Origin of the sequence: Nocardia sp. NPDC056000 (genome assembly GCF_042269265.1) — a bacterium.
Lineage (GTDB): Bacteria > Actinomycetota > Actinomycetes > Mycobacteriales > Mycobacteriaceae > Nocardia.
The window spans coordinates 34,006-54,353 of the sequence record NZ_JBHJXS010000005.1 but is presented as its reverse complement, the minus strand read 5'-3'; the positions used below and the strand labels follow the sequence as shown (position 1 = coordinate 54,353).

The following is a 20,348-nucleotide window of genomic DNA, read 5'->3' as shown; positions in this document are numbered from 1 at the left end:
GGATTCCACAAAACCGCTGATTCAGCGCTCACACGGTGCGGAGTGGGTCATATCGCCGGTTCCGATGCCGCGTACCAGCAAAGGCACGATGGTCCGGCGCACGAAACACCGCGCCTGTTCGACATCGTCGAAGTCGACTCCGCCGGACGGGGTCAACAGCAGCGAATGAGTGAGTCGCGCAATCAGTTCCGCGACCGGCGCGGGATCGTAGCGGTTCAGACACTCGAGTTCCTGACCCCGCTCGACGAATCGCAGGACATAGCTGATTGCGGTACGGACGAGCTGCTGCCCGCGCACCGTATAGAAGGCGAGGGCGTCTTCGGGCTCGGCGGCGGCCAACCGGGTGATGATCGGGTGGCTTCGTACGACCTCGAACAGGGTGAGCATCATCTGCTCGATTCGCGTCTCCAAGCCCACTGTCGCGATACCCACTTCGGTCGCGGATACCAAGGCACGCTCGGCTTCTCGCGCCAGCACCGTATCGACCAGGTTCTCCTTGGTGGCGAAATGGCGATAGATGGTGATGCGGTTGACCCGCGCGTGACGGGCGATGTCATCGAGGCTCGCGCGCCGGATTCCCACAAGCAGAATGCGCTCCAGCGCGGCGTCGAGGATCCTGTCCTCCAACGGGTTTCGGTCTGGCATGCACCGAAACTCCCCTACTCGCGCTCGAGCTCGACCGAGGCTGGACGATTGACGAGAGAATCGCCGCTCACGCTGTTCGGAGTCCAGACCGCGCCGTCGTGCACGAGCGGCCGGCGGTCATTTCGCTAGCCTGCGACTACCCCGGCCGGGACGGGAAGGCAATCATGACTTCACGAGCAACGCGAATCGCCGGAGCGGCCGTCCTCATCGGATCATGCTGGGCCGGAACAACATACGCACACGCGGATCCGACGACGACGCCACCGTCGAGCACCACCGTCGCACCGCCGACTACCACCGTGCCGGGCCCCTCGTCGGTCACGCCGAGCCCGGTACCGACGACCACCGACTCGGCACCGCCGACCACTTCGGCGCCACCGGTCACCGTGCTGCCGACAACTCCGGCGATCACACCTGATCCGGGACCCGCGGTGATCGTATCGGCGGTGACCCTCACCGCTGTCGAGGCGGGCTCACCACCGGAATTTCGGTTCGCGACCCTGATGTGCTCACCGAAGATCGACGGCACCCATCCCGACGCGAAAAGCACGTGCGACGAATTGAACGCGGTGAACGGCAATTTCGACAAGCTCACCGGCACCCCGGGGATCTGCCCGAACATCTGGCGGCCGGTGACGATTGTGGCCCAGGGGTTCTGGCAGGGAGCCCAACTGTCGTTCAAGCACAGCTTCCCCAACCGGTGTATCGCCGATCACGCGAGCAAGTACGTCTACAGATTCTGATCGGCGTAGGAACTCGAGTTCGAATACTGTGACCGAGCCGCACCCGCGGCTGGGCTGAGTCGGTAACTATCCAGAGCCGCACAGCGGTTCCTCGATCAGTTCACCGGTCGCCCTACCATCACTCGGGAGTCGGGTCGACGAGCCCGGCCCATCGCTCGCTCGGCGGCATCCATCAACCACTACCCCCGGCCGGGTCCGCCGAGCGAGCCGCACGGGGCAGCGGTGTCATCATCAGCCCTGCCCCACCCATCCGCGGGCGTGCCGCGCCGCGTTCGGGCGAGCCATCGATCGTTGTGCACGCTCGCTGATTTCATCGTGCGCGTCACGGACGATCGCTCGCCATGCGGCGCCGCGGTCACCGGCGCGTGCGAGCGCGCCGGCGGCGATCGCCAGTTTTCGTCCGGAACGCATCAGGTGCCGTGGCTCCCGAATCCGGCTCACGACTTCCATCATCGCCGCGCCCAGTGCGGGATCGGCGACGCCCGCGCGGTACAACTCGACCTCGATCGGGGTCATCTCCTCCCCTCGCGCCAATCGATTGGTGTACTGGTACATCTCGAGGCATTCGGCCTCGCGCCGCATCTCCCAGTCGGACACCTGACGATCCAGTGCCTGTGGATCGTCGAGCACCCGCGCGACCGATTCACCGAGCAGCCGCCCGTAGCGCAGCGCGTCCCTGATTCCCTGTGCGGTCACCGGATCCTTGAAATGTCCGGAGTCCCCGGGCAGCGCCCATCCCGGGCCGCCCGAACGCCGGAAGTAGGACTCCAAGTCCACCGCCGAGCGCACCCGGGTCCGAAGCGTGCACCCATCGAGACGATCCGACAATCCCGGGAGTTCGGCGATCATTCGGCGATACTGTCGCTCGATCTGTCCTGCCACCCGTACGGCTCGGTCGCGTGGCGGCTGGATCAGGCACAGCAGCAGACCGCCATCACAGGGAAAGGCGGTGCCCAGCAGGTCGCCGGAACGCCATTGCGCCGCAACCGATCTCCATTCGAGTGAAGTGTCGTGCCAGTACGCGAACACGCATGACCGGCCGCTGGGCTCGATCCGGTAGGGAGCGTGCGCGCCCACCAGGCGCGCGACCGTGCTGCGCCGACCGTCCGCGCCGATGACCAGCCGGGCATCGATCCGCCGCTCGTTCCCGTTCCGGTCGAGGTACCGCACACCGACAACGCGTCGTCCCGCCCAGACCAGAGCGACCACTCGTGAGCGTTCCCGAATCTGCGCCCCGGCCGCGCGGGCAGTGTCGACCAAGGCTGCATCGAGGCCGGCCCGGCGCACGCACATCGAGTACCCGATCGTGCCGTAGCGCCCGAACGGTGCGCGGACCGTGAATCCCGCGCCATCGGCGAGGCCGGTTGTCAATGGTGGGGCGCCCAGGGCAAGCACACGCGGCAGCGCCCCGAGCTCGGCGAGTTCGAACACGCCCGAGGGCCAGAGCAGATGGGTCGACAAGGTGTCCGAGGGGAACGCCGAACTGTCCAACCCGATGACGCTGCGCCCGGCTCCGGCAAGGGCGATGGCGGCCGCTGTTCCCGCACAACGGGTTCCGACTACGACCACATCGGCCTGTTCGGTGACCATGGTGACCCTCCGGGATTCAACGCCGAATCGGTGTAACTAAGCACCTTTTAGCGATACATTGTGTCACGATCGGCTGTCGACGTCATCGACAACGAGCCTCATCGATGTAACCCGCACGAAGGACGACCAGCATGAGTTGCGTAGTACCACAGCGACATCCAGAGCGTCCGCGGGCCGTTCCCGGGCTCGGGCCGATGGCGTGGCTGCTGGGCGTGGGCAAACCGACGGCCGATCAGTGGCGCGTACTCGGCGAATCGCTCCTTGCCGGTGACGAGCGGATGGACGCCCTCGTGGACTGGATGTTCTCCGAAGGCTTCGCCGAGACTCGCCTGATGTTCGAGTGCGCGGTCCGCGATGGAATCGACACCGTGGCCCGGGCGCCCGAGCCGCTGCGAGAGTTCTTCGCCCACTTAGAGAATCCGCCGGAGTGGCTGGATCGGGCCAAGGTCGCGCGTGGCGCCCGGGTTTTCCGGACCGGCGGCGCCGACGGCGTCTACATCGCGCGTGATGTCGCATTCCTGGGCGGCTATCTGGCCTCCGGGTTCAACAAGACTCTGATCCGAACCGGTGCCTTGGAGAAAGGGCCATCGGCGCGGTTCGCCGAAACACTGCAGTGGGCACTCGATGTCACCGCCGAGGGGGGTATGGACGACTTCGGGCCGGGCTACCGTTCAACGCTGCACGTGCGGTTGATTCACGCGCTCGTGCGCCGCCACGTCGGTGCCATGTCCGATTGGGATACCGCCGCGTGGGGCGTGCCGATCAACCAAACCGATATGGCCGCAACGCTGGTGGGTGCGCTGATGTCACCGTTCGCGGCCGCACCCGCCCTGGGCATCGTGCCGATACCTCGCGAACTCGATGACGCCGCGCATCTGACGAAGTATGTGGGGTGGCTGCTGGGCGTCGAGAATCAGTGGCTGCCACACGGTTTCCGCGATGCCATCCGCATCCTGTACCACTGTTTGTCGGCCATCACCGATCCGGACGACACAACCGTGCGATTGGCCCGACCGATGGCCGACGATCCGCTCACGTGGCAGTACCCGCGTTTCGCCGCTGTCCGACGCGAAATCGCACGCGCTCAACACCTTTCGATGGCCAGTGCATTTCTGGGTCCGAAGGCGATGCACGCGCTCGGCCTGAGCTACGCACTGCCGTGGTATCCCCTGCTGCGCATACCGATCAATCTGCTGCGGGTGCTGCGCGGACGCCTGCTCCCGGGCGGTCTCACACGCGCTGCCGCGCGCGGTCGCCGCGAACAGGAGGCGTTCCTCGCGCGGCTGATCGGGTCCGCTGTCCCGAACGTCGGTGCGACCGCGCACCACCTGCATCACGCGGCGTGACCAGGTCGTAGGGAAGACGTCACTTCTTCCGAGGGACGGACTTCTTCGTCGCCGATGTCTTCTTTGCGACAGCCGTCTTCTTCGCGGGGGCGGGCTTTTTCGCCGCCGCGGTCGACTTCGCGCTCGCCCGCTTCGCCGCCGGGGTCGTGCGAGGCGCGGGGGCCGCGCGCTTGCGCGGGGTCGCGACCGGCTCGGCACCGATGCCGCGAATGAGCAACGGCACCACGGCGGCCCGAACGAAGGCGCGGGTCTGCTGCTCGTCATCGAAGTCCACTCCGCCGACCGGTGTCAGCAGAATCGAATGCGCCATGCGCGCCAATAGTTCCGCGACCGGGCGCGCGTCGTAGGGCTGCAAAGTCCCCTGCGCCTGACCATATTCGGAGTAGGCGATGATGTAGGTGATACCCGCCTCGACCAGTTGGCGGGCCCGCACGGTATAGAACGTCAGCGCGTCGTCGGTGTCCACGTGGATCAACTGGGTGACCATAGGGTGGGTCCGGATCTGGCGGATCAACTCCACCATGGTCTCTTCGATCTGCGCTTCGACGCCGCTGACCGCGGACCCGGCGGCGGTGATGTCGGCGAGCGCGCGCTGGAGTTCTCGCGCCATCACCGCCTCCACCACGTTCTCCTTGGTGGTGAACCGGCGATAGATCGTGACCCGATTCATGCCCGCGCGGCGCGCGATGTCATCGAGCGTCGACCGCCGGATCCCCACCTGCAGGATCCGTGCCAGCGCCGCGTCGAGAATTTTTTCGTCGGTAGGGTCACGATCGGTCACGCAGCGAAGTTATCCGACTCGTTGCATTGAATCAACGACCACGGCGCTCTCCGCCGGGATGCGTCGTTGGAATGTCCCGGGGACGCAAGTGCTGTCGTCACCCGACCCCGGACGGGTGACGACCATGTTCACCGACGTGAGGTCAGCAACTGGGCAGGTAGTAGCCCGATCCGGTCAGCCCGGCGGCCGAGCCCGCGAACGCACACAGGAACGAGAGCGGGCCCGACCCCGAGGTGGGCGTCGACGAACCGGATGTGGACAGCTGTGACGACGAACCGGTCGTCGTCGGCGCGGTGGTGGTGTCGGCGGAGGCGATGGGCGCCGCCAGCACCAGCCCGCCCAGAATCGCGGACGCGATACAGGTTTTCGTTGTGGATCTCATTTCGACAAACTCCTACGCGATCGGAATCAATTGCGCCGCAAGGCTATCGGAGCACATCCAGGCGGAAGTGAGCCTCATGACGATGCACAGGGAACTCGCCCGATCATTCATGCGTGAGCCAGAGCGACCGAACCCCGCGATGACGAATCCGGCGCCATGACTGTGCAATGTCCGAAACACGAATATGCCTGGCGCGCAGCGTCATCGACCTCAGTAGCCTGAGACGATGTTTGGTATCGGCTGGGGTGAAATGATCATCTTGCTGGCGGCGGCCCTGTTGATTCTCGGGCCGGAACGACTCCCCGGAGCGGTCGTCTGGACACTGCGCTCGGTAAGGCAGGTTCGCGATTACGCTGTCGGTGCGGCCGAGCAGCTCAAACAGGAGCTGGGCCCCGAGGTGGAGGAGTTGCGAAAGCCGCTCGCGGAGTTGAACAGACTCCGCGGTTCCACCCCGCAGACATTGATCACCAAACATCTGCTCGACGGCGACGAATCGCTCTTGTCCGCCGAAACTACGAGCACGGGATCAGCCCCCACGACGTCACTCTTTCACCGGCCCGAGCCCACGACGAATTTCGGAATAATGAATGAGCCCGTCGTGGACTCGGAGGCCGGCACACCGGTGCCGAAAATCGACACCGACGCGACGTAGACAGGCCCATGATCCGGCAGGCTACGAACTGAATACTCGGGCGCTCGAATCCTCTCGGATTCGAGCGCCCGAGCGCTTTCCAGGAATTCTGTGCGCATCCGGCAACGCAAGGATCGGACCGGCGGTCGGCCGAACACCATTGGTCGCCCGACCGCCGCGATATCGCCATTGGCGTGGCCTCGGATCGGGGCATCACGCCGTCGATCGTGTGTAACACTGTATCGATATTGGCTTCATTGCGTCAATGATGTATCAGATGTTGATGCATTGTGACATTCGGGCTAACGTAGCTGCCAACCTCATAGCAGGAACAGGCAGGGGGCCAGCACCGAAGGCCGTATCAACGGACGCGTAGCCGCACCACCGATACGGCTCACGTGCACCCCGAGCGAATCGCTCGGCCCCGTCTGGAATTCACGCCGGCATCCCGGCACATTCGCGAGTGGAATGGAGCACTCATGCACGTCAACGCCGACGTTCGCCCCGATTTCTCGACTCCCATCCGCCAGTACCCCGAGGCCCGAGCCGGGAAGTACGCAGACAACCGGCCGGTGCGGCCGGCGGGACCACGCCCGTACACCGCCCAGCGCACCGCATCCGAGGACAATTCCGCACGGATCGCGATTGCCCGGCACTGCGACAAGATCATGTCGGACATGTTCGCGGCGCGCGATGTCACCGATGACGGGATCTATGTCGAGCGATTGCGGAACAGCACGAAAAACTGGCTCCGGCACGGGATTTCGATCGATACGGTGCATCGGGCGATCCGGGAGGCGGCGGACCGGGCGTTCGAGCGACTGGTGGGCGGATCCACCGTGCGCGACCCCGGGCATCTACTCGGCCACACTCGACGACTGTTCCGAATTCACGGCGTGGTCACCACGATCATGTCCTCGATCTTCGTCGAACAGATCCACCCCGGCGCGGAGCGGCCCGCGGCTCATCTGTACACGGTGGCCTCGGCCCTGGCCGAGGGCCGCACAGCGGCGTTGCCCGCTGATGTCGACATCGCCAACTCGTATGCGGTTCTGGCAGTGTCGATTCCACGTCATCGCGACGAGGAATCCGGTAGTCCGAGCGCGAGCCTGGTGGCTCAGCGAAAGCTCGGCAGGATGCAGATCGCCCTCGACGATCGGACCGGATCCACAGCGCTGTCGACCCTCGGAGTCCGAGGCGGCACCATCTTGATACCGTCCCTCGAGGCGACAAGCAACAGGCTCGATCAACTGGTGGGCGAGTTGTCGCATGCGGTCCAGGTTCCGATCACGGCTATCGTGCTCGACAGCACCCGTGACGGGGTCCGGGCCTCCGCCGACCTGGCGCACGATCTGCTCGATGTCGCCATCCGGCTGCGCTATCCGGGCGGGTTGTATCGCAGCGGCGATCTCGCCCTCGAATATCAGCTGACACGTCCGGGCCCCGCCCGCGACAAGCTCGGGTCGCTACTGGACCCACTGAGCATGCATCCGGACCTGCTGCACACGTTGCTGTTGCACATCCACACCAACCTCAGCCGACAGCACACCGCACGCCTGCTGCACCTGCACCGCAACACCATCGACTATCGCCTGCACCGGATTCAGGAGCTCACCGGCTACGACCCGGCCGACCAGACCGGTCTGTGGTACCTGCAGTCCGCCCTGGTGGTCCGCGCGTACTGCCGCAACCGGGCCGCGGTCTGACTCCGCCCGAATACGCGGATCCGACTGCGAGACAGACGGATCCGCGCGGCTAGGACTCCGCAGACTTGGCTGCCAAGCCGGTGTCGGGCTGCCCCATTCCATACTTCAGCAGTGGCACCACCGTGGTCCGCACGAATTGCCGAGTCTGAGCCTCGTCGTTGAAGTCCACTCCCCCATTGGGGGTCAATAGTAGCGAATGGGCAAGGCGGGCAAGCAGTTCCGCGACCGGACGCGGTTCGTAGGGCGCCAGAACCCCGGCGCGCTGACCGCGTTCGGCGAAGCCGACGATGTAGAAGATCCCGGCCTGAACGAGCTCTTCACCGCGCAGGGTGTAGAAGCTCAGCGCGTCCTCGGGCGCGACTTCGAGCAGCCGGGTCGCGAAGGGGTGGGTGAGCGTCGCGCGGATCAGGGCGCACATCGTGGCTTCGATCTGCTCGTCCACACCGACGGCTGCCCTGCCGACCGCCGTGACCTCGCCGAGCACTCGCAACAACTCGCGCCGGAGTACCTGCTCCACGAGATTGTCCTTGGTCGTGAAGCGTCGATAGATGGTGATGCGATTCATCCCGGCCCTGCGGGCGATGTCGTCCAGGCTCGCCCGCCTGACCCCGAGCAGCAGAATCCGTTCCAACGCGGCATCCAGAATCTTCTCGTCGACCGGATCGCTGTCAACCATGTATCGAAGTTATCCGTTCCGTTGCAATGATTCAACGACGCGAACTCACGTTACCCAATCGTTTCCGGTACGGCGAGCAGTGGTTCGAGTACGTTGCCCGTCTCACCGCGCGGCAGTGCGGTCAGGAAGGACACATCGCGGGGCCCTGCTATGCGGCCCGGGCGACAACGGATGTATTCCCGCATCATCGGCGAATCCAAACCGGAATCCGCAACTTTCCTCGGTTCGAAGGTTCGCGCGCGGCGCCGCTGGAGCACTCACCGCGCGAACCTCTTCGACCGCAGACACTTTCACGAGCGGAACGGACTCATAGCGGGTCGCAGGCTCGCGCGATCAATGCCGCCCGCAGGTGCCACAGTCCGGTGGCCTGCGTGGGATCGTAGCCGGTCAACTGCCCGATTCGCTTGAGGCGATAGTCGACGGTATTACTGTGCACATGCAACAACCGGGCGGTGCGTTGCCGATTCAGGTTGGTTCCGATATGTCGCTCCAGGGTCCGCAGCAACTCCGGATGCGTATCCAGAGGATCGAGCAGCGACCCCAGCACGTCCCGGCCGAAACCCTCGCGCGAGAGCTGGTATTCCAGTGCGAGATCATCGAAGCGGTACAGGCGCGCCGCCCAGCCGAGTTTGCCCGCCATGGTGAGCAATTCGTGCGCCTGCGCGGCGGCGGTGGGTATCTGTTCCGGTGCTGCGAGCGTGGCGACCGCCGTGATGGCCGCTTCCACGGTGCGAGAGAGTGACCCGATCAATTCCTCGGCAGCCTCGGAATCCATCACGTCCCGCGGGATCAGGACGGTCCCTCCATCCACCGACAGCAGCGACAACGCCGATCCCGCTGTGCCGCCCGCGAGTTCCTCCTGGATACGGTGCACCATGCGCCTGCCGGCCTGCGTGCCGTCGGGAGCCGATGTCGCCTCCGCGGACGGTTGCAGAGACAGCACGAATACGTGATAGAACTCCGCGACCTCTATCCCGCATTCACGAGCGATCGTGGAGAACGGGTGGCCCGCGAGCAAAGCCGATGTCAAGGTCGCGACCGCGATATTGTGCTCGGTGACCGCGGTTCGCGCCTCGCGGACGTAGGCCGCCGAGACCGTCGCGGTTGTCCGATCCAGCATTTCGATGATGAGTTTGGTTGCCCGAGCGAGGTTCTCGCAGTTGGCGAGCGCTTTGTCCAGACGTGCCTCGGTGGCCCGCCCACCGGCCTCGGGCGCGATCGTCATGGTCGACACCACACGGTCCAGGCCCAGCTCGAGACCGTCGTGTATCGACTGGTGAATCGTGTCGATCGGGACGCCATCCTGCGCCCACTGCGCAACGAAACTCCCAAGCCTTTCGATCTTGTCCGGCAGATCGCGGCCATCGAGCATACTGGCGGTCAGTTCGAGGCAGGTGCGGGTGACGGTTCCGAGATCGGCGTAATTGGCGTCTTCGGCGATCGCCGGCCCGTCCGTGCCGGGCGCCGCGGCGGGTCCGAACCTCAACCACGACGAAGCCTGGGACGCTTTGGGTTGAGAGGTCGTCAGCCCGTGCATCGCTGGGCGATCGGTTTCCTCGAATGTCATCACTGGCCCTTTCCGACCTCGATCATGTCGACAGGCGGATCACCCTAACGACCGAGCGCGGGCGCACGGGACCCATCGCGACGCCGTTGTTCGAAATGCGAAGACGCACACGGCGTTTTACTGTGCGCGATCCCAATTCGGCGCGCACACCGCCGGCGGCGTCGTCGCCCGGGACTCAATGCCATAGCCGTCGGCACGGGAGTAACCGCAATCCGGGGCGCACCCGGTGATCGACGGTGACACGCAAACCGGGCACACCCACCGCCGCCAGGGCGAATTCGGTTGCCTCGGACCAGGTCGCGGTGTACTCGAGCGCCAGCTCGCCACCCGGTGTCGAACCTTCGAAGCGAACCACGATTCGGCAGTACCCATCGCGTTCCGCTCCGAGGCAGAAGGATTCATGGAATTCGGCGACCGACACATCGTTCCTTAGGTCGGGAGTCGCTGCGCGATACGGGCGGCAGTCCCCGGTATCCGCTCGTCGTTCGACGGTACGGCCTCACGCCGAGGAGGTGGTGCGGGCCGATGTCATGCTGGAGTTCTGACAGCGGGCGTCCCGAAGATGCTGCGCCACAGGCCAGTACAAGTGAAATGCGTGTAGTGCAGATTTATCGCCAATGACCAGGTTCAGCGCGGACGAGAGCCGCTTGAAACGAAGCAACGAAGAGTTTATCTTCGGTGCATGGTCGTGCCGAATGCTGATGTCGACGAGAGGATCCTGGACGCGGCATTGCATCGCATATCCCAGGTCGGCATCCGACGAGCCAGCGTGGACGATATCGCCCGCGGCTGCGGCATTACGCGGATCACGATCTATCGCAGGTTCATCAGTAAGGAGAACTTGGTCGACGCGGTTCTCACGCGCGAGGTGCACCGACTGCTGTCCGAACTGACGACCATCGCCGCGGTCACCGACAGCCCCGACGTCCAGATCGAGGAATCGGTGCTCCATGTCCTGCGGCAGACGCACGCCCATCCGCTACTGAGTAGGCTGACCGCGGTCGCGCCCGAGGAGGCTGTCGCCTTCTATACCTTGCGCGGCGGCGAAATCATCACTCTGGGAATCGATTACATTGTCGAGGCGCTCGGCCAGGCGCAACGGGGCGGCCTGATAGACCAGTACGACCCGCGTCCTGTCGCGGAATTGCTGGCGCGACTGGCGCATTCGTTGCTGCTCACCCCGGCGGGCGGGTTACGACTGCAGAACGAGGAGACGGCGCGCGAGTTCGTTCGCGGCTTCATCACTCCGCTGGTCAAACATGGCATCAAAGGCCATTCCAGCAACCTGAGTGGCTAGGAGCCGAACTGCCAGCTCGAGCCGAATTCACGTCGAGGTCTATCAGTCGGCAAGGCCCCCAGGCGATCTCAGCCCGGCCAGCTTCCTCGACGGGAGTGCTACGCTGAAGAGGTAGCCAGGGCTCGCTCGGCGGCCCCCAACCGGAGGCCTGGTTGATTGGATGGAAACCGCCGAGCGGGCTGTGGCACAGTCGCAAGATTTTGCGCCACGAGATAGACCGTAGGCCATCGCTCGCCATTCCCGGCCCGTTGAAAACAAATGTTGGATGTCCTCCGAGGCGTTTCGCGAAACCACTCGACATCCTCACAAGATCTCTCCATGTCGTTCGTGCCCACAGCTGTCAGCCCCGAAATATGCTTTCCGACAGCATATTTCGGGGCTACAGAAATGGTGGGCGACGAACTCGGTCCGCGGACCGTCGAGTCAGCGCTCGGAGATCGGTTCGGGGCGCTCGATGGCAGCGGCCTCGTCATCGGCCGGTTCACCCTGCAGAGCGCGGGCTCGACGCCGGTCGTTGAATCGCGCGAACTGCACGGCCAACTCGAACAACGCGGTCAAGGCGAAGGCCAGGGCGAGCATCGAGAAGGGGTCCTGCGGGGTCACCGCGGCCGCGAAGACGAACAACGCGAAGATCGCGCCTCGCCGACTGGAGGCGAGCCTGCGGTAGCTGAGTACGCCGACCACATTGAGCCCGATAACCAGAAGGGGCGCTTCGAAACTGACGCCGAAGATGATCAGCAGCTTGATGATGAAACCGAAGTATTGAGCGCCGCTGAGCGCGGTGATCTGGACGTTGTTCCCGATGCTGAGCAGAAACGCCAGCGCGTGAGCCACCACGGCGTACGCCAGCGCGGCGCCCAGTGCGAACAGGGCGGTGCCGGTGCCGACGAAGCCGATGGCGTAGCGACGTTCGCGACGGAACAGCCCGGGTGTCACGAATGCCCACAGCTGATACAGCCAGACGGGCGTAGCGAGGACCACGCCCGCCGTGAGCCCGATCTTCAGGCGCAGGGTGAACTGTTCGAACGGCGCGGTGGCCAGCAACAGGCATGAGCCGTCCGAGGTCAGTACGGCACGTGAACTCTGCGGGAGCGAGCAATAGGGTCCCCGCAGGACGTCACCCAGGCTCTGCATACCGAGCAGTGAGTGTGAATACCACAGGAACCCGAGCAGACTGGTCGCCACCACGGCCGCCAGCGCCTTGAGCAGGCGGGCCCGAAGTTCGGCGAGATGCTGGACCAGAGACATGGTGCCGTCACGAGGGCCGGTTCGGCGCGGACGACGGAGATCGAACGGGATGTGCATGGCTTGGATGGCTCCCGATCCGGTGAAGACCCGAGTGCCCACCGAGGGGGGCACTCGGACCCTCGGTGGGACGTCATACCGCGCATGGTTTCGGTGAATGCGCGGTAAACGGGCGCGGCTACGGACGAGGGGATTGGAAGCAACTCGCCCGGACCACGTTCAGATGGCTCTTGTCGAATGCAAAGCTAGAACGAAAGCCGCTTTGCGACAACGGATTCAAGCGGGCGCTGGAAAGCCGACAGTCCGGTTGGCCGCATCGGATGTGCAACCGCACAGCCGCGGGGATGAGATCCGAGCCCACGGGCCCTCGAGCGCATCCGGTGAATCAATGAAACACAGTCTGTAGGATCGATGCATGGTGTACGGGTGCGACGAACTCCACGAACGAATTCTCGACGCCGCACTCGCGCGCATGCTTCAGGTCGGGATTCGGCGAGCGAGTCTTGATGACATCGCACGCCGCTCGGGAGTGAGCAGGGTGACGATCTATCGCCGGTTCACCACCAAGGAGAATCTGATCGACGCGACGATCGCGCGCGAGATCCAGCGGGTGCTGACGGCCGTGGCGACCGTCGCGCCCGCGGACGGCACCCTCGACGCGCAGATCGAAGCGATGGTCCGATACGTTCTGCGTCAGACACAGACTCATCCGCTGGTCACCCAACTGTTGGAGATCGCCCCGGAAGAAATATTGGGTTTCTACACCGTCCGCGGTGAGCAAGCCGTCGGACTCGGCGTCTACTACATCGTCGAGGTCCTCGAGGGCGCGCAGCGCCGCGGATTGATCGGCCGATACGACACCCGCCCCGTCGCCGAACTTCTCGCCCGGCTGATGCATTCGGTATTCCTCACCCCCACCGGAGGAGTCGACTTCCGCGACGAAGCGACCTCAGGTGCGTTCATCGCTCAGTGTGTGGTGCCGATGATCAAACACGGCATCCCATCGCACGCCCTCCGCTGATACCGAAGGCGCACCGCGTGTCGATCGCGCCGTGCGCATCGCGTTACCACGTAACGCCCAGTCCCAGATAGGCCAGTCGGCTCGTCTGGATCTCGCGGGACCGGGCAAGCGCAACGTCGATGCGCTCGTCGGCAGTGGTGTCCAGTAGGCGTCGTCCCGGCCAGATCTCGTAGTCCCCGACCAGATCCGGCTCGGCGAGCAGAGCGGCCTGAAACAACCGCTCGCGTTCGCTGAGCACGGTCAGTATCGGAATGTTCGACCACCGCGACCACGCGTGATCGACGATGTCGGCCACGCGATCTCGGTCGTAGGGCCGCTGTTCGAGCCAGGTTCTGATCAGTGTGCTGCCCGCGTCGAGATAGCGGGACTCGTCCCGCCCCGCACGACGCTCACGGTCCGCGACAGCCGGAGCCAAGGGCTGCCAGCGCCGTTCGCTCAGTTCGAGCAGCGGGCCGAGGTACTCTTCGGCGGCGAGGATGAGCAGCAGCGCCCCGGCCAGGACATCACCCCGCACGAGCAGCGGTGTGATGTAGGCGTCAACGGGTGCGAGCAGCCGATCACGCGTGCTGCCACCGCGGTGTTCGATGACATCACGCAGATCCCGTCCTGAGATGCCCATCTCGACCAGGCAGTCCCGAAATGCCTTGGTATGGCGCACCGCGTCGATCATCTGCGTGGCGAAGAACTCCATTGTCGCGGTATCCGGGGCGGCCGCCACCAGGAGCCCGGACGCGCGCGCCGCTTCTTCCCCTATCGCGCAACGGAATCCGAGTTCGTGCACCAGTGCGTCCCGTAACGGACCGGCACTCGGTATTCGGTCGGGCGGGACCGTGGGGGCGGTGACCGCCTCGGTCGCGGACTGCCGGACCAGGGCGGCCAACCAGGATTCGAGGTCGCAGTGGGCGATCGTCAGGGTGGGCGCACACGCGCCTTCCGCGTACCGCGTCATACCGGCGGCAATTCCAGCAGGGCCGCAACGGCTTTGGCCGCACTCTGCACGGCGCTCTCCATCGTCGCCGACCAGTCGGTGCTGGTCCAATCCCCCGCCAGCATCAAGGTGGGGACGGAAGTGCGCTGGTCGGGTCGCAAGCCGTCGAGACCGACAACCTGGGAGAAGGTGGCCTGGGCCATCTTCACCACGTGCGCGTGCACGACGCGAGCCTGCGCGGCCTCGGGATAGTAGCGGCGCAACAGGGCGACCTGCTCACGGATGATCTCCTCATTGCCGCGATTGATCTGTTCATAGGCGCCACTGGTCGTCAGGCAGTACAGCCACGTGCCGTCCGCGCTCCGGCGATGCATGCGCTGGCGGTCGAAGACCTCGTCGATGACGCCGGTTCCGCCGATGAGCGCCTCCATCGCCGCCTTGGTCCGCAGCGGGCGGTCCAGATAGAGATTGGTGCTCACGATGGGCGTGTGGCCCAATTTGTCCGCCGCGGCGTAGATTTCGGAGTGTTCGGGAAGGTCGTCGAGCAATCCGCCGATGCGGGAGTTGGGTACGGCGCAGATCACCGCATCGGCGGGGATTCGGCTGCCATCCGCGAGTTGCACACCCACGACCGCACCCGATTCGATCACCACGCGCCGCGCGACCGTGCGATACCGCACATCCACCCCGAACTTGTCGAAGACCCGCTTGGCTCCATCGATGAGCAGGGTGTCCAGGTCCACGGTCGGATATCCGATCGTCACGGCCCGGCGCTCGCGCGTGCCCAGCCGAATCGCCGTCGCCACCACGTCCGCGAAGATCTTGGCCGATTCTCGCTCGACGGGCTCGGCTGCGATACCGAGGGCCAGCCAATCCCACACCGCCTCACGAGCTTTCGCCGGCATACCGACACGCCGCAACCACTGATCGGTGGTGATGTCGGCCAGATCCGGCGGCTGCCGCAATGCCTGGCGGCCCAGTCGCAGCGTCGCGCGAACAGCGCGTAGCCGGTCCAGCGGGCTCGCGTCGGGGTGCGCGCCCATCAGAGTGCGCAGCGCGCGAAATCCCTTGGTATGCATGATTACCGTGCGACCACCGGGCCACCGCAGCGCCCCGTGGTGCGGAAACTCCAGATAGTCCTGGGATCCGATACTGGTCAGGTACCGGATCATGTGTTCGTAGCCGGTGGCCAGGACGTGCTGGCCATTGTCCGGCCGATCCTCGACCTCCCCCACCCACATCGCTTGCGTGCGCCCACCCAGCCGTGCCCGCCGTTCCAGGAGGGTGACCTGTTTACCTGCTTCGGCCAGCCAGACCGACGCGGCCAGGCCCGCCAGACCACCGCCGACAACGACATAACGCCGCGGATCACTCATTCTCAATGCTCCTGCGCTGCGCGAGGTTTCGTGAAATGGGTGGTCATCCCTCGATGGGCTCTGCTGCCGGCCAGGGATTGCACCAGGTGCGAACCGATCAGCTCCTCCGCCTCGGTGACGATGCGAGAGATCAGTTCCTCGCAGCTGGGAATGTCCTCGATCAGCCCCTGCACCTGCCCCGCGGTCCAGGTACCGGCGTCGAGATCGCCGTCCTCGAGCACGCGTCGCCCGCGCGCGCCGGACACCAGATCGCGCACATCCGCGAAAACCCCTCCCGCCTGCTCGATCTCGACCACCTTGCGACTGATCTCGTTATCGGCGACGCGGGCGGTGTTGTGCATGGTGCGCAGAATCAGTCGGGTGTCACGTTCGGTGTTGGCGACGATGCGGGCCTTGACCTTGGGGTGGATCGGGGCTTCTCGCGTGCACATGAATCGGGTGCCCATATTGATGCCGTCCGCCCCCAGGGCCATGGCCGCCACCAGCCCGCGTCCGTCGGCGATGCCCCCCGAGGCGATGATCGGGATCTCGAGGGCGCGGGCCGTGATCGGGATGAGCACCAGCCCGGTGACGTCATCCTCACCGGGATGCCCGGCGCATTCGAATCCGTCGATCGATACGCAGTCCACGCCGACCGCCTGCGCCTTCACCGCGTGCCGCAGGCTGGTGCATTTGTGAATCACCTTCACCCCGGCCGAGCGGAACAGCGGCATGAACGGTTCGGGATTGCTGCCCGCGGTCTCGACGATGCGTATGCCGGAATCGATGATCGCCTCGGCGTACTCACGATAGGGCGGCGGCGAGATCGTGGGCAGAATGGTCAGATTGACCCCGAAGGGTTTGTCGGTCAGATCCCGCGTGCGTTCGATCTCACGAACCAGGTCCTCGGGCGTCGGCTGGGTCAGCGCGGTGATGAATCCCAGCGCGCCCGCTTGGGCGACGGGCGCGACCAGCTCGGCCCGCCCCACCCACATCATCCCGCCCTGTGCGATCGGATGGTCGATGCCGAACATCTCGGTGAATCGGGTGCGAATCATATCGTTCCTCCTCGTGCATTGCCTTGGTAGCTCTGCGATTTCAGTTGCTCAGGCGGGGTGGTGGCTCACCGAACCGCCGATCACGGCCGGTTCGGAGCCGACCAGGGTCCGCAGGAAGCCCTCCTGTGCGCGCCGCCCGCGCGCGGCGAAGTATTCGGCCGATCCGGGGATCATCCGGGTGGTCGCCGAGCGGGCGATATTGACCGGTAGTCGCATCAGCGGATACCAGGGCGTGGCGCGACCCGGCAGACCCAGGTGGCGCATGGCTCGGGCGCCCAGGAAGGTCGAGGCCAGCGAAAGATGCTGAGCGCGTGCGAGTTTGCGACGCTGGGGGGCCAGGCGCCGGTAGTGCCATGCGAGCGGATCGTCGGCGAGGGGTCTGGCCAGCCGCGATGAGGTCTCATCGGGGTTGGTGATCGCCGCGAGCGTGAGTCGCAGGATGCGCACCGAATCCTGAAAGCTCTTGGGCAGCAGATCATCCTGCACACCCATCAGCCAGCCGACATAGCGGGTCAGATGCGCGGCGGCTTCCAGATCCGCACGGCGCGGCACGATTCCCATTGCCATGCCCACGAGTACGGGCACCATCAGCGAGCCGACCAGTGTCGCGGCCATGTCGGTCTGATTGATCGGTATCCCCCACTCCCGGGTCTCCCAGTCCGGCATGGCCGCGACGTGGCGGCGTACGAACGAGTGGATCAGCCGGACGTGGATCGTGGATCGGTAGCCGGGCCCGCGCTCGTGCATCCCGTTCTCCGATGTGACATCCAATGCCCACTGCAGCGTCTCGGCGAACCGTCGCGCGGGCCCGCGCTCGAGCGCACCGGTGCGGAGCAACGTCCGGTTGAATCCGGAGGCCAGGTAGCCGCCCAGGAACGCGACGTCGCGGGCCAGGTAGACCCCGTCCACTCCGCCGCTGCGGTAGACCCACGCGCCGCGTCGGAGCATGTCGTGATCGACCCACTCCGGCTCCTGTTCGATGCGGGCGAAGAACTCCCGCAACGGTTCCGGCGCCTCGGGCACCTGGTCGATGCCCAGCCGCACGGCCCGGTCGAACATGGGTCGAGTCCGCTCCAGGCCCACCTCGGCCATCCAGTCCAGCAATCGATCCATCGGCTCGTCACCGACCAGCAGATCCGCACCGAGAGTTGCCCATTCGTCGGCCGAAGGCGCGCACACGCCCAACCGGGCGGAGATGAGGTCGAGCCCCGCGATCTTGCGGGGCGCGGCCGGGTGGCGCGCGGGGATTTCGGATATCGATGCGTTCATGGTCCGCCTTTTCGCGAGAGAGGAGAGTTGCAGTGAAATCTGCTGTTGGTCACCGCAATTCGATGCACTCGAGGCTCGCGTCGACTGGCGGCACGGGCGTCGGCTCGTGGCGACGGCATGCATCGAAGATACGAACTTTGTATCATTGGGTCAAGATCTGGAGAGACAAAGCACCCATACTTGTTACATCGATACTTCTCGGATACATTGGACCGCCGGAGGCGCATTCTCCGATCCGCCGCGCGGGATCAATCCGATCTGTCCCGATCGAGACGCGGAAATCTTTCCGGCACAAGCGATTGCCACACAGGAGCGACCGTGAGCAACAACCAATCGACAAAGCCGTCGATCGCGATCATCGGCAGTGGGTTCAGCGGAATCGGGCTGGCGATCCGCCTGAAACGAGCCGGTTTCTCCGATCTCACCGTCTACGAGAAAGCGGGCGATGTCGGTGGCGTCTGGCGCGACAATACCTACCCCGGCGCGGCCTGCGATGCTCCCTCGCACCTGTACTCATACTCGTTCGAACCGAATCCGGACTGGTCTCGCCGCTTCGCCGAACAACCCGAGATTCTGCGCTACCTACGGCACTGCGCGGCCAAATACGATGTGCTGCGCCATGTTCAGGTCAATACCGACATCACCGAGGTCGAGTTCGATTCCACCTCGCGACTGTGGCGATTGCGGACCGAGGACGGTCGGCACGCCACCGCCCAGGTGCTGATCTCGGCCTGTGGCCAATTGAGCACGCCCGCCTACCCCGACCTACCCGGCCTCGACAGCTTCACCGGCAAGATCTTCCATTCCGCGCAGTGGGATCACGACCACGATCTCACCGGTCGCGATGTCGCGGTGATCGGTAACGGCGCCAGCGCGATTCAGTTCGTACCGCATGTGGCCGAACAGGCTCGCTCATTGACGGTCTTCCAGCGTCAGGCGCACTGGATCAGCCCCAAGCCCGATCACGTGTATCCCCGGCTGCGCAAGCGAGCCAACCGACGACTTCCGCTGTTGCAGCGGATGTCCCGGCTCGCGGTGTTCTGCTGGTTCGAGGGCGTGCTCAATCCGATGCTGATCTCACCGATGGGCCGTCGCATACTGTCCGCACCGGTTCGCGCGTGGTGTCGGTGGAATCTGCGCACGGTCAGCGATCCCGAGGCGCGTCGCGCGCTGCTGCCGTCCTACGAGGTGGGATGCAATCGGATCCTCACTTCCAACGACTACTACGCGACCCTCAATCGCCCGAATACCGGGCTGTGCGCCAGCCCCATCACCGATGTCCGCCCGCGCGCTCTGATCACCGAGGACGGTCGAATTCATCACGCGGACACCATCATCCTGGCCACCGGCTTCCGCTCGCACGACTTCGTCGCGCCGATGCGGGTCATCGGGCCGGGCGGGTTGTCGCTGCGGGAGGCCTGGAGCGACCGCCCCCACGCCTATCTCGGCCTGACCGTCCCCGGGTTCCCCAACTTCTTCCTGATGTACGGCCCCAATACCAATGTCGGTTCGGGGTCGATCGTGCATATGCTCGAGAGCCAGATGAACTACATCGTCAGCGCCGTGGAGCAGGCCGCGACCTCGCACTACCTCGACGTGCGCGCGGATCTGCTCGAACAGTTCGACCGGACGACCCAGGACCGCCTCGAGCGCACCGTGTGGAACACCGGCGGATGCAACAGCTGGTACATCGCCACAACGACGACCGGCCCGGCCAATACCAACAACTGGCCCGGTTCCATGCTCGGCTACCGCTTGCGCACACGTGCCCTGGATCCGGCGGATTACCGCACCACGACACCACCCAACCTGGCCCCGGAGCCCACCGATCCGTCGGTTCCTACCCATTCCTGAGGTCACCGACGAGGCGATGCCGCCCTCCAGCCGATATCGACACGGATCCGCCGCATGCCGGGGCGGGTCCGTGTCGTGCGTCTCGGACGTATCGACCGATCCGCAGGAGCGGTGGCTTTGTGATCCAGCCCGACCACCAACAGCGGTTCGCCCTGTCGGCCCTCCAAGAACCCGATTCCGACCGTCGACTGACCCCGCCTTCATCCTACTTTGTACCGAATAGTCAAGTGGAACAACGGGTTCGAGTGCTCAGG

At 65.1% G+C, this 20,348-nt stretch carries 20 protein-coding genes; 7 read left to right on the top strand and 13 right to left on the bottom strand.

All coding sequences use genetic code 11. The features are described from left to right. Window positions 1–21: 21 nt before the first annotated feature. The gene (locus ACFC4D_RS15810) at window positions 22–645 is read right to left on the bottom strand and encodes a TetR/AcrR family transcriptional regulator (RefSeq protein WP_375956940.1); all 624 of its coding nucleotides are present in this window, start codon (window positions 643–645) and stop codon (window positions 22–24) included. A 136-nt stretch (window positions 646–781) separates the two neighbouring features. After that, window positions 782–1,057 carry a hypothetical protein gene (locus ACFC4D_RS15805; protein ID WP_376063786.1) on the bottom strand — a complete coding sequence of 92 codons (276 nt, stop codon included), beginning with the start codon at window positions 1,055–1,057 and terminating at the stop codon, window positions 782–784. A 34-nt stretch (window positions 1,058–1,091) separates the two neighbouring features. Between ACFC4D_RS15805 and ACFC4D_RS15800 the strand changes: the two genes are divergently transcribed. After that, window positions 1,092–1,388, top strand: coding sequence for an SSI family serine proteinase inhibitor (locus ACFC4D_RS15800; protein ID WP_376063783.1), 297 nt, complete (start codon window positions 1,092–1,094; stop codon window positions 1,386–1,388). 231 nt (window positions 1,389–1,619) lie between these two features. On the opposite strand, the gene ACFC4D_RS15795 is transcribed toward ACFC4D_RS15800, so the two are convergent. Then, window positions 1,620–2,978 (bottom strand): NAD(P)/FAD-dependent oxidoreductase, encoded by a 1,359-nt coding sequence (locus ACFC4D_RS15795; protein ID WP_376063781.1) that lies wholly within the window; start codon window positions 2,976–2,978, stop codon window positions 1,620–1,622. A 194-nt stretch (window positions 2,979–3,172) separates the two neighbouring features. Here ACFC4D_RS15795 and ACFC4D_RS15790 point away from each other — a divergent pair, with 194 nt between their 5' ends. Further along, entirely contained in the window at window positions 3,173–4,324 is a 1,152-nt protein-coding gene (locus tag ACFC4D_RS15790; RefSeq protein ID WP_375956933.1) for an oxygenase MpaB family protein, read from the top strand. Window positions 4,325–4,343: 19 nt separating this feature from the next. Here the strand turns inward: ACFC4D_RS15790 and ACFC4D_RS15785 are convergent, their stop codons facing one another. Continuing rightward, window positions 4,344–5,105, bottom strand: coding sequence for a TetR/AcrR family transcriptional regulator (locus tag ACFC4D_RS15785; protein ID WP_375956930.1), 762 nt, complete (start codon window positions 5,103–5,105; stop codon window positions 4,344–4,346). Window positions 5,106–5,247: 142 nt separating this feature from the next. Beyond that, entirely contained in the window at window positions 5,248–5,487 is a 240-nt protein-coding gene (locus ACFC4D_RS15780; RefSeq protein ID WP_375956928.1) for a hypothetical protein, read from the bottom strand. A 226-nt stretch (window positions 5,488–5,713) separates the two neighbouring features. Between ACFC4D_RS15780 and tatB the strand changes: the two genes are divergently transcribed. Then, window positions 5,714–6,139 (top strand): Sec-independent protein translocase protein TatB, encoded by a 426-nt coding sequence (gene tatB / locus ACFC4D_RS15775; RefSeq protein ID WP_375956925.1) that lies wholly within the window; start codon window positions 5,714–5,716, stop codon window positions 6,137–6,139. Between the two features lie 458 nt (window positions 6,140–6,597). Then, window positions 6,598–7,824 (top strand): PucR family transcriptional regulator, encoded by a 1,227-nt coding sequence (locus ACFC4D_RS15770; protein ID WP_375956922.1) that lies wholly within the window; start codon window positions 6,598–6,600, stop codon window positions 7,822–7,824. 49 nt (window positions 7,825–7,873) lie between these two features. Here ACFC4D_RS15770 and ACFC4D_RS15765 read toward each other — a convergent pair whose 3' ends face one another. From ACFC4D_RS15765 to ACFC4D_RS15755, 3 genes are all read right to left on the bottom strand, one after another. Continuing rightward, the gene (locus ACFC4D_RS15765; RefSeq protein ID WP_376063779.1) at window positions 7,874–8,500 is read right to left on the bottom strand and encodes a TetR/AcrR family transcriptional regulator; all 627 of its coding nucleotides are present in this window, start codon (window positions 8,498–8,500) and stop codon (window positions 7,874–7,876) included. Between the two features lie 307 nt (window positions 8,501–8,807). Continuing rightward, on the bottom strand, window positions 8,808–9,986 hold the full coding sequence (locus ACFC4D_RS15760; RefSeq protein ID WP_376063777.1) for a PucR family transcriptional regulator: 1,179 nt from the start codon (window positions 9,984–9,986) through the stop codon (window positions 8,808–8,810). A gap of 256 nt (window positions 9,987–10,242) precedes the next feature. Next, the gene (locus ACFC4D_RS15755; RefSeq protein WP_375956913.1) at window positions 10,243–10,488 is read right to left on the bottom strand and encodes a hypothetical protein; all 246 of its coding nucleotides are present in this window, start codon (window positions 10,486–10,488) and stop codon (window positions 10,243–10,245) included. 261 nt (window positions 10,489–10,749) lie between these two features. Here ACFC4D_RS15755 and ACFC4D_RS15750 point away from each other — a divergent pair, with 261 nt between their 5' ends. Further along, the gene (locus ACFC4D_RS15750) at window positions 10,750–11,364 is read left to right on the top strand and encodes a TetR/AcrR family transcriptional regulator (protein ID WP_375956910.1); all 615 of its coding nucleotides are present in this window, start codon (window positions 10,750–10,752) and stop codon (window positions 11,362–11,364) included. A 423-nt stretch (window positions 11,365–11,787) separates the two neighbouring features. Here the strand turns inward: ACFC4D_RS15750 and tatC are convergent, their stop codons facing one another. Then, complete coding sequence (gene tatC, locus ACFC4D_RS15745; RefSeq protein WP_375960704.1) at window positions 11,788–12,669, bottom strand: twin-arginine translocase subunit TatC; 882 nt, start codon at window positions 12,667–12,669, stop codon at window positions 11,788–11,790. Window positions 12,670–13,024: 355 nt separating this feature from the next. Between tatC and ACFC4D_RS15740 the strand changes: the two genes are divergently transcribed. Further along, a complete protein-coding gene (locus ACFC4D_RS15740; RefSeq protein ID WP_375956907.1) occupies window positions 13,025–13,630 on the top strand; it encodes a TetR/AcrR family transcriptional regulator in 606 nt (201 codons plus the stop codon). 43 nt (window positions 13,631–13,673) lie between these two features. Here ACFC4D_RS15740 and ACFC4D_RS15735 read toward each other — a convergent pair whose 3' ends face one another. From ACFC4D_RS15735 to ACFC4D_RS15720, 4 genes are read right to left on the bottom strand one after another with little or no spacing between them, the layout of a single operon-like run. Next, on the bottom strand, window positions 13,674–14,579 hold the full coding sequence (locus ACFC4D_RS15735; RefSeq protein WP_376063774.1) for a hypothetical protein: 906 nt from the start codon (window positions 14,577–14,579) through the stop codon (window positions 13,674–13,676). After that, a complete protein-coding gene (hpnE, locus tag ACFC4D_RS15730) occupies window positions 14,576–16,012 on the bottom strand; it encodes a hydroxysqualene dehydroxylase HpnE (protein WP_376064843.1) in 1,437 nt (478 codons plus the stop codon). The genes ACFC4D_RS15735 and hpnE overlap by 4 nt, the downstream gene beginning before the upstream one ends. Next, a complete protein-coding gene (locus ACFC4D_RS15725) occupies window positions 15,937–16,971 on the bottom strand; it encodes an NAD(P)H-dependent flavin oxidoreductase (RefSeq protein WP_375956901.1) in 1,035 nt (344 codons plus the stop codon). The genes hpnE and ACFC4D_RS15725 overlap by 76 nt, the downstream gene beginning before the upstream one ends. A 48-nt stretch (window positions 16,972–17,019) precedes the next feature. Continuing rightward, the gene (locus tag ACFC4D_RS15720) at window positions 17,020–18,240 is read right to left on the bottom strand and encodes an oxygenase MpaB family protein (RefSeq protein ID WP_376063772.1); all 1,221 of its coding nucleotides are present in this window, start codon (window positions 18,238–18,240) and stop codon (window positions 17,020–17,022) included. A 318-nt stretch (window positions 18,241–18,558) separates the two neighbouring features. On the opposite strand from ACFC4D_RS15720, the gene ACFC4D_RS15715 reads away from it, so the two are divergent. Next, window positions 18,559–20,094, top strand: coding sequence for a flavin-containing monooxygenase (locus ACFC4D_RS15715; RefSeq protein WP_376063771.1), 1,536 nt, complete (start codon window positions 18,559–18,561; stop codon window positions 20,092–20,094). The last annotated feature ends 254 nt before the right edge of the window (window positions 20,095–20,348 follow it).

What these genes read in the sequence shown, in the direction of transcription:
- ACFC4D_RS15810 (WP_375956940.1), bottom strand. Translation starts at nt 645, where the DNA reads ATGCCAGACCGAAACCCGTTGGAGGACAGGATCCTCGACGCCGCGCTG.
- ACFC4D_RS15795 (WP_376063781.1), bottom strand. Translation starts at nt 2,978, where the DNA reads ATGGTCACCGAACAGGCCGATGTGGTCGTAGTCGGAACCCGTTGTGCG.
- ACFC4D_RS15790 (WP_375956933.1), top strand. Translation starts at nt 3,173, where the DNA reads ATGGCGTGGCTGCTGGGCGTGGGCAAACCGACGGCCGATCAGTGGCGC.
- ACFC4D_RS15780 (WP_375956928.1), bottom strand. Translation starts at nt 5,487, where the DNA reads ATGAGATCCACAACGAAAACCTGTATCGCGTCCGCGATTCTGGGCGGG.
- tatB (WP_375956925.1), top strand. Translation starts at nt 5,714, where the DNA reads ATGTTTGGTATCGGCTGGGGTGAAATGATCATCTTGCTGGCGGCGGCC.
- ACFC4D_RS15770 (WP_375956922.1), top strand. Translation starts at nt 6,598, where the DNA reads ATGCACGTCAACGCCGACGTTCGCCCCGATTTCTCGACTCCCATCCGC.
- ACFC4D_RS15765 (WP_376063779.1), bottom strand. Translation starts at nt 8,500, where the DNA reads ATGGTTGACAGCGATCCGGTCGACGAGAAGATTCTGGATGCCGCGTTG.
- ACFC4D_RS15750 (WP_375956910.1), top strand. Translation starts at nt 10,750, where the DNA reads ATGGTCGTGCCGAATGCTGATGTCGACGAGAGGATCCTGGACGCGGCA.
- tatC (WP_375960704.1), bottom strand. Translation starts at nt 12,669, where the DNA reads ATGCACATCCCGTTCGATCTCCGTCGTCCGCGCCGAACCGGCCCTCGT.
- ACFC4D_RS15740 (WP_375956907.1), top strand. Translation starts at nt 13,025, where the DNA reads ATGGTGTACGGGTGCGACGAACTCCACGAACGAATTCTCGACGCCGCA.
- ACFC4D_RS15735 (WP_376063774.1), bottom strand. Translation starts at nt 14,579, where the DNA reads ATGACGCGGTACGCGGAAGGCGCGTGTGCGCCCACCCTGACGATCGCC.
- ACFC4D_RS15725 (WP_375956901.1), bottom strand. Translation starts at nt 16,971, where the DNA reads ATGATTCGCACCCGATTCACCGAGATGTTCGGCATCGACCATCCGATC.
- ACFC4D_RS15720 (WP_376063772.1), bottom strand. Translation starts at nt 18,240, where the DNA reads ATGAACGCATCGATATCCGAAATCCCCGCGCGCCACCCGGCCGCGCCC.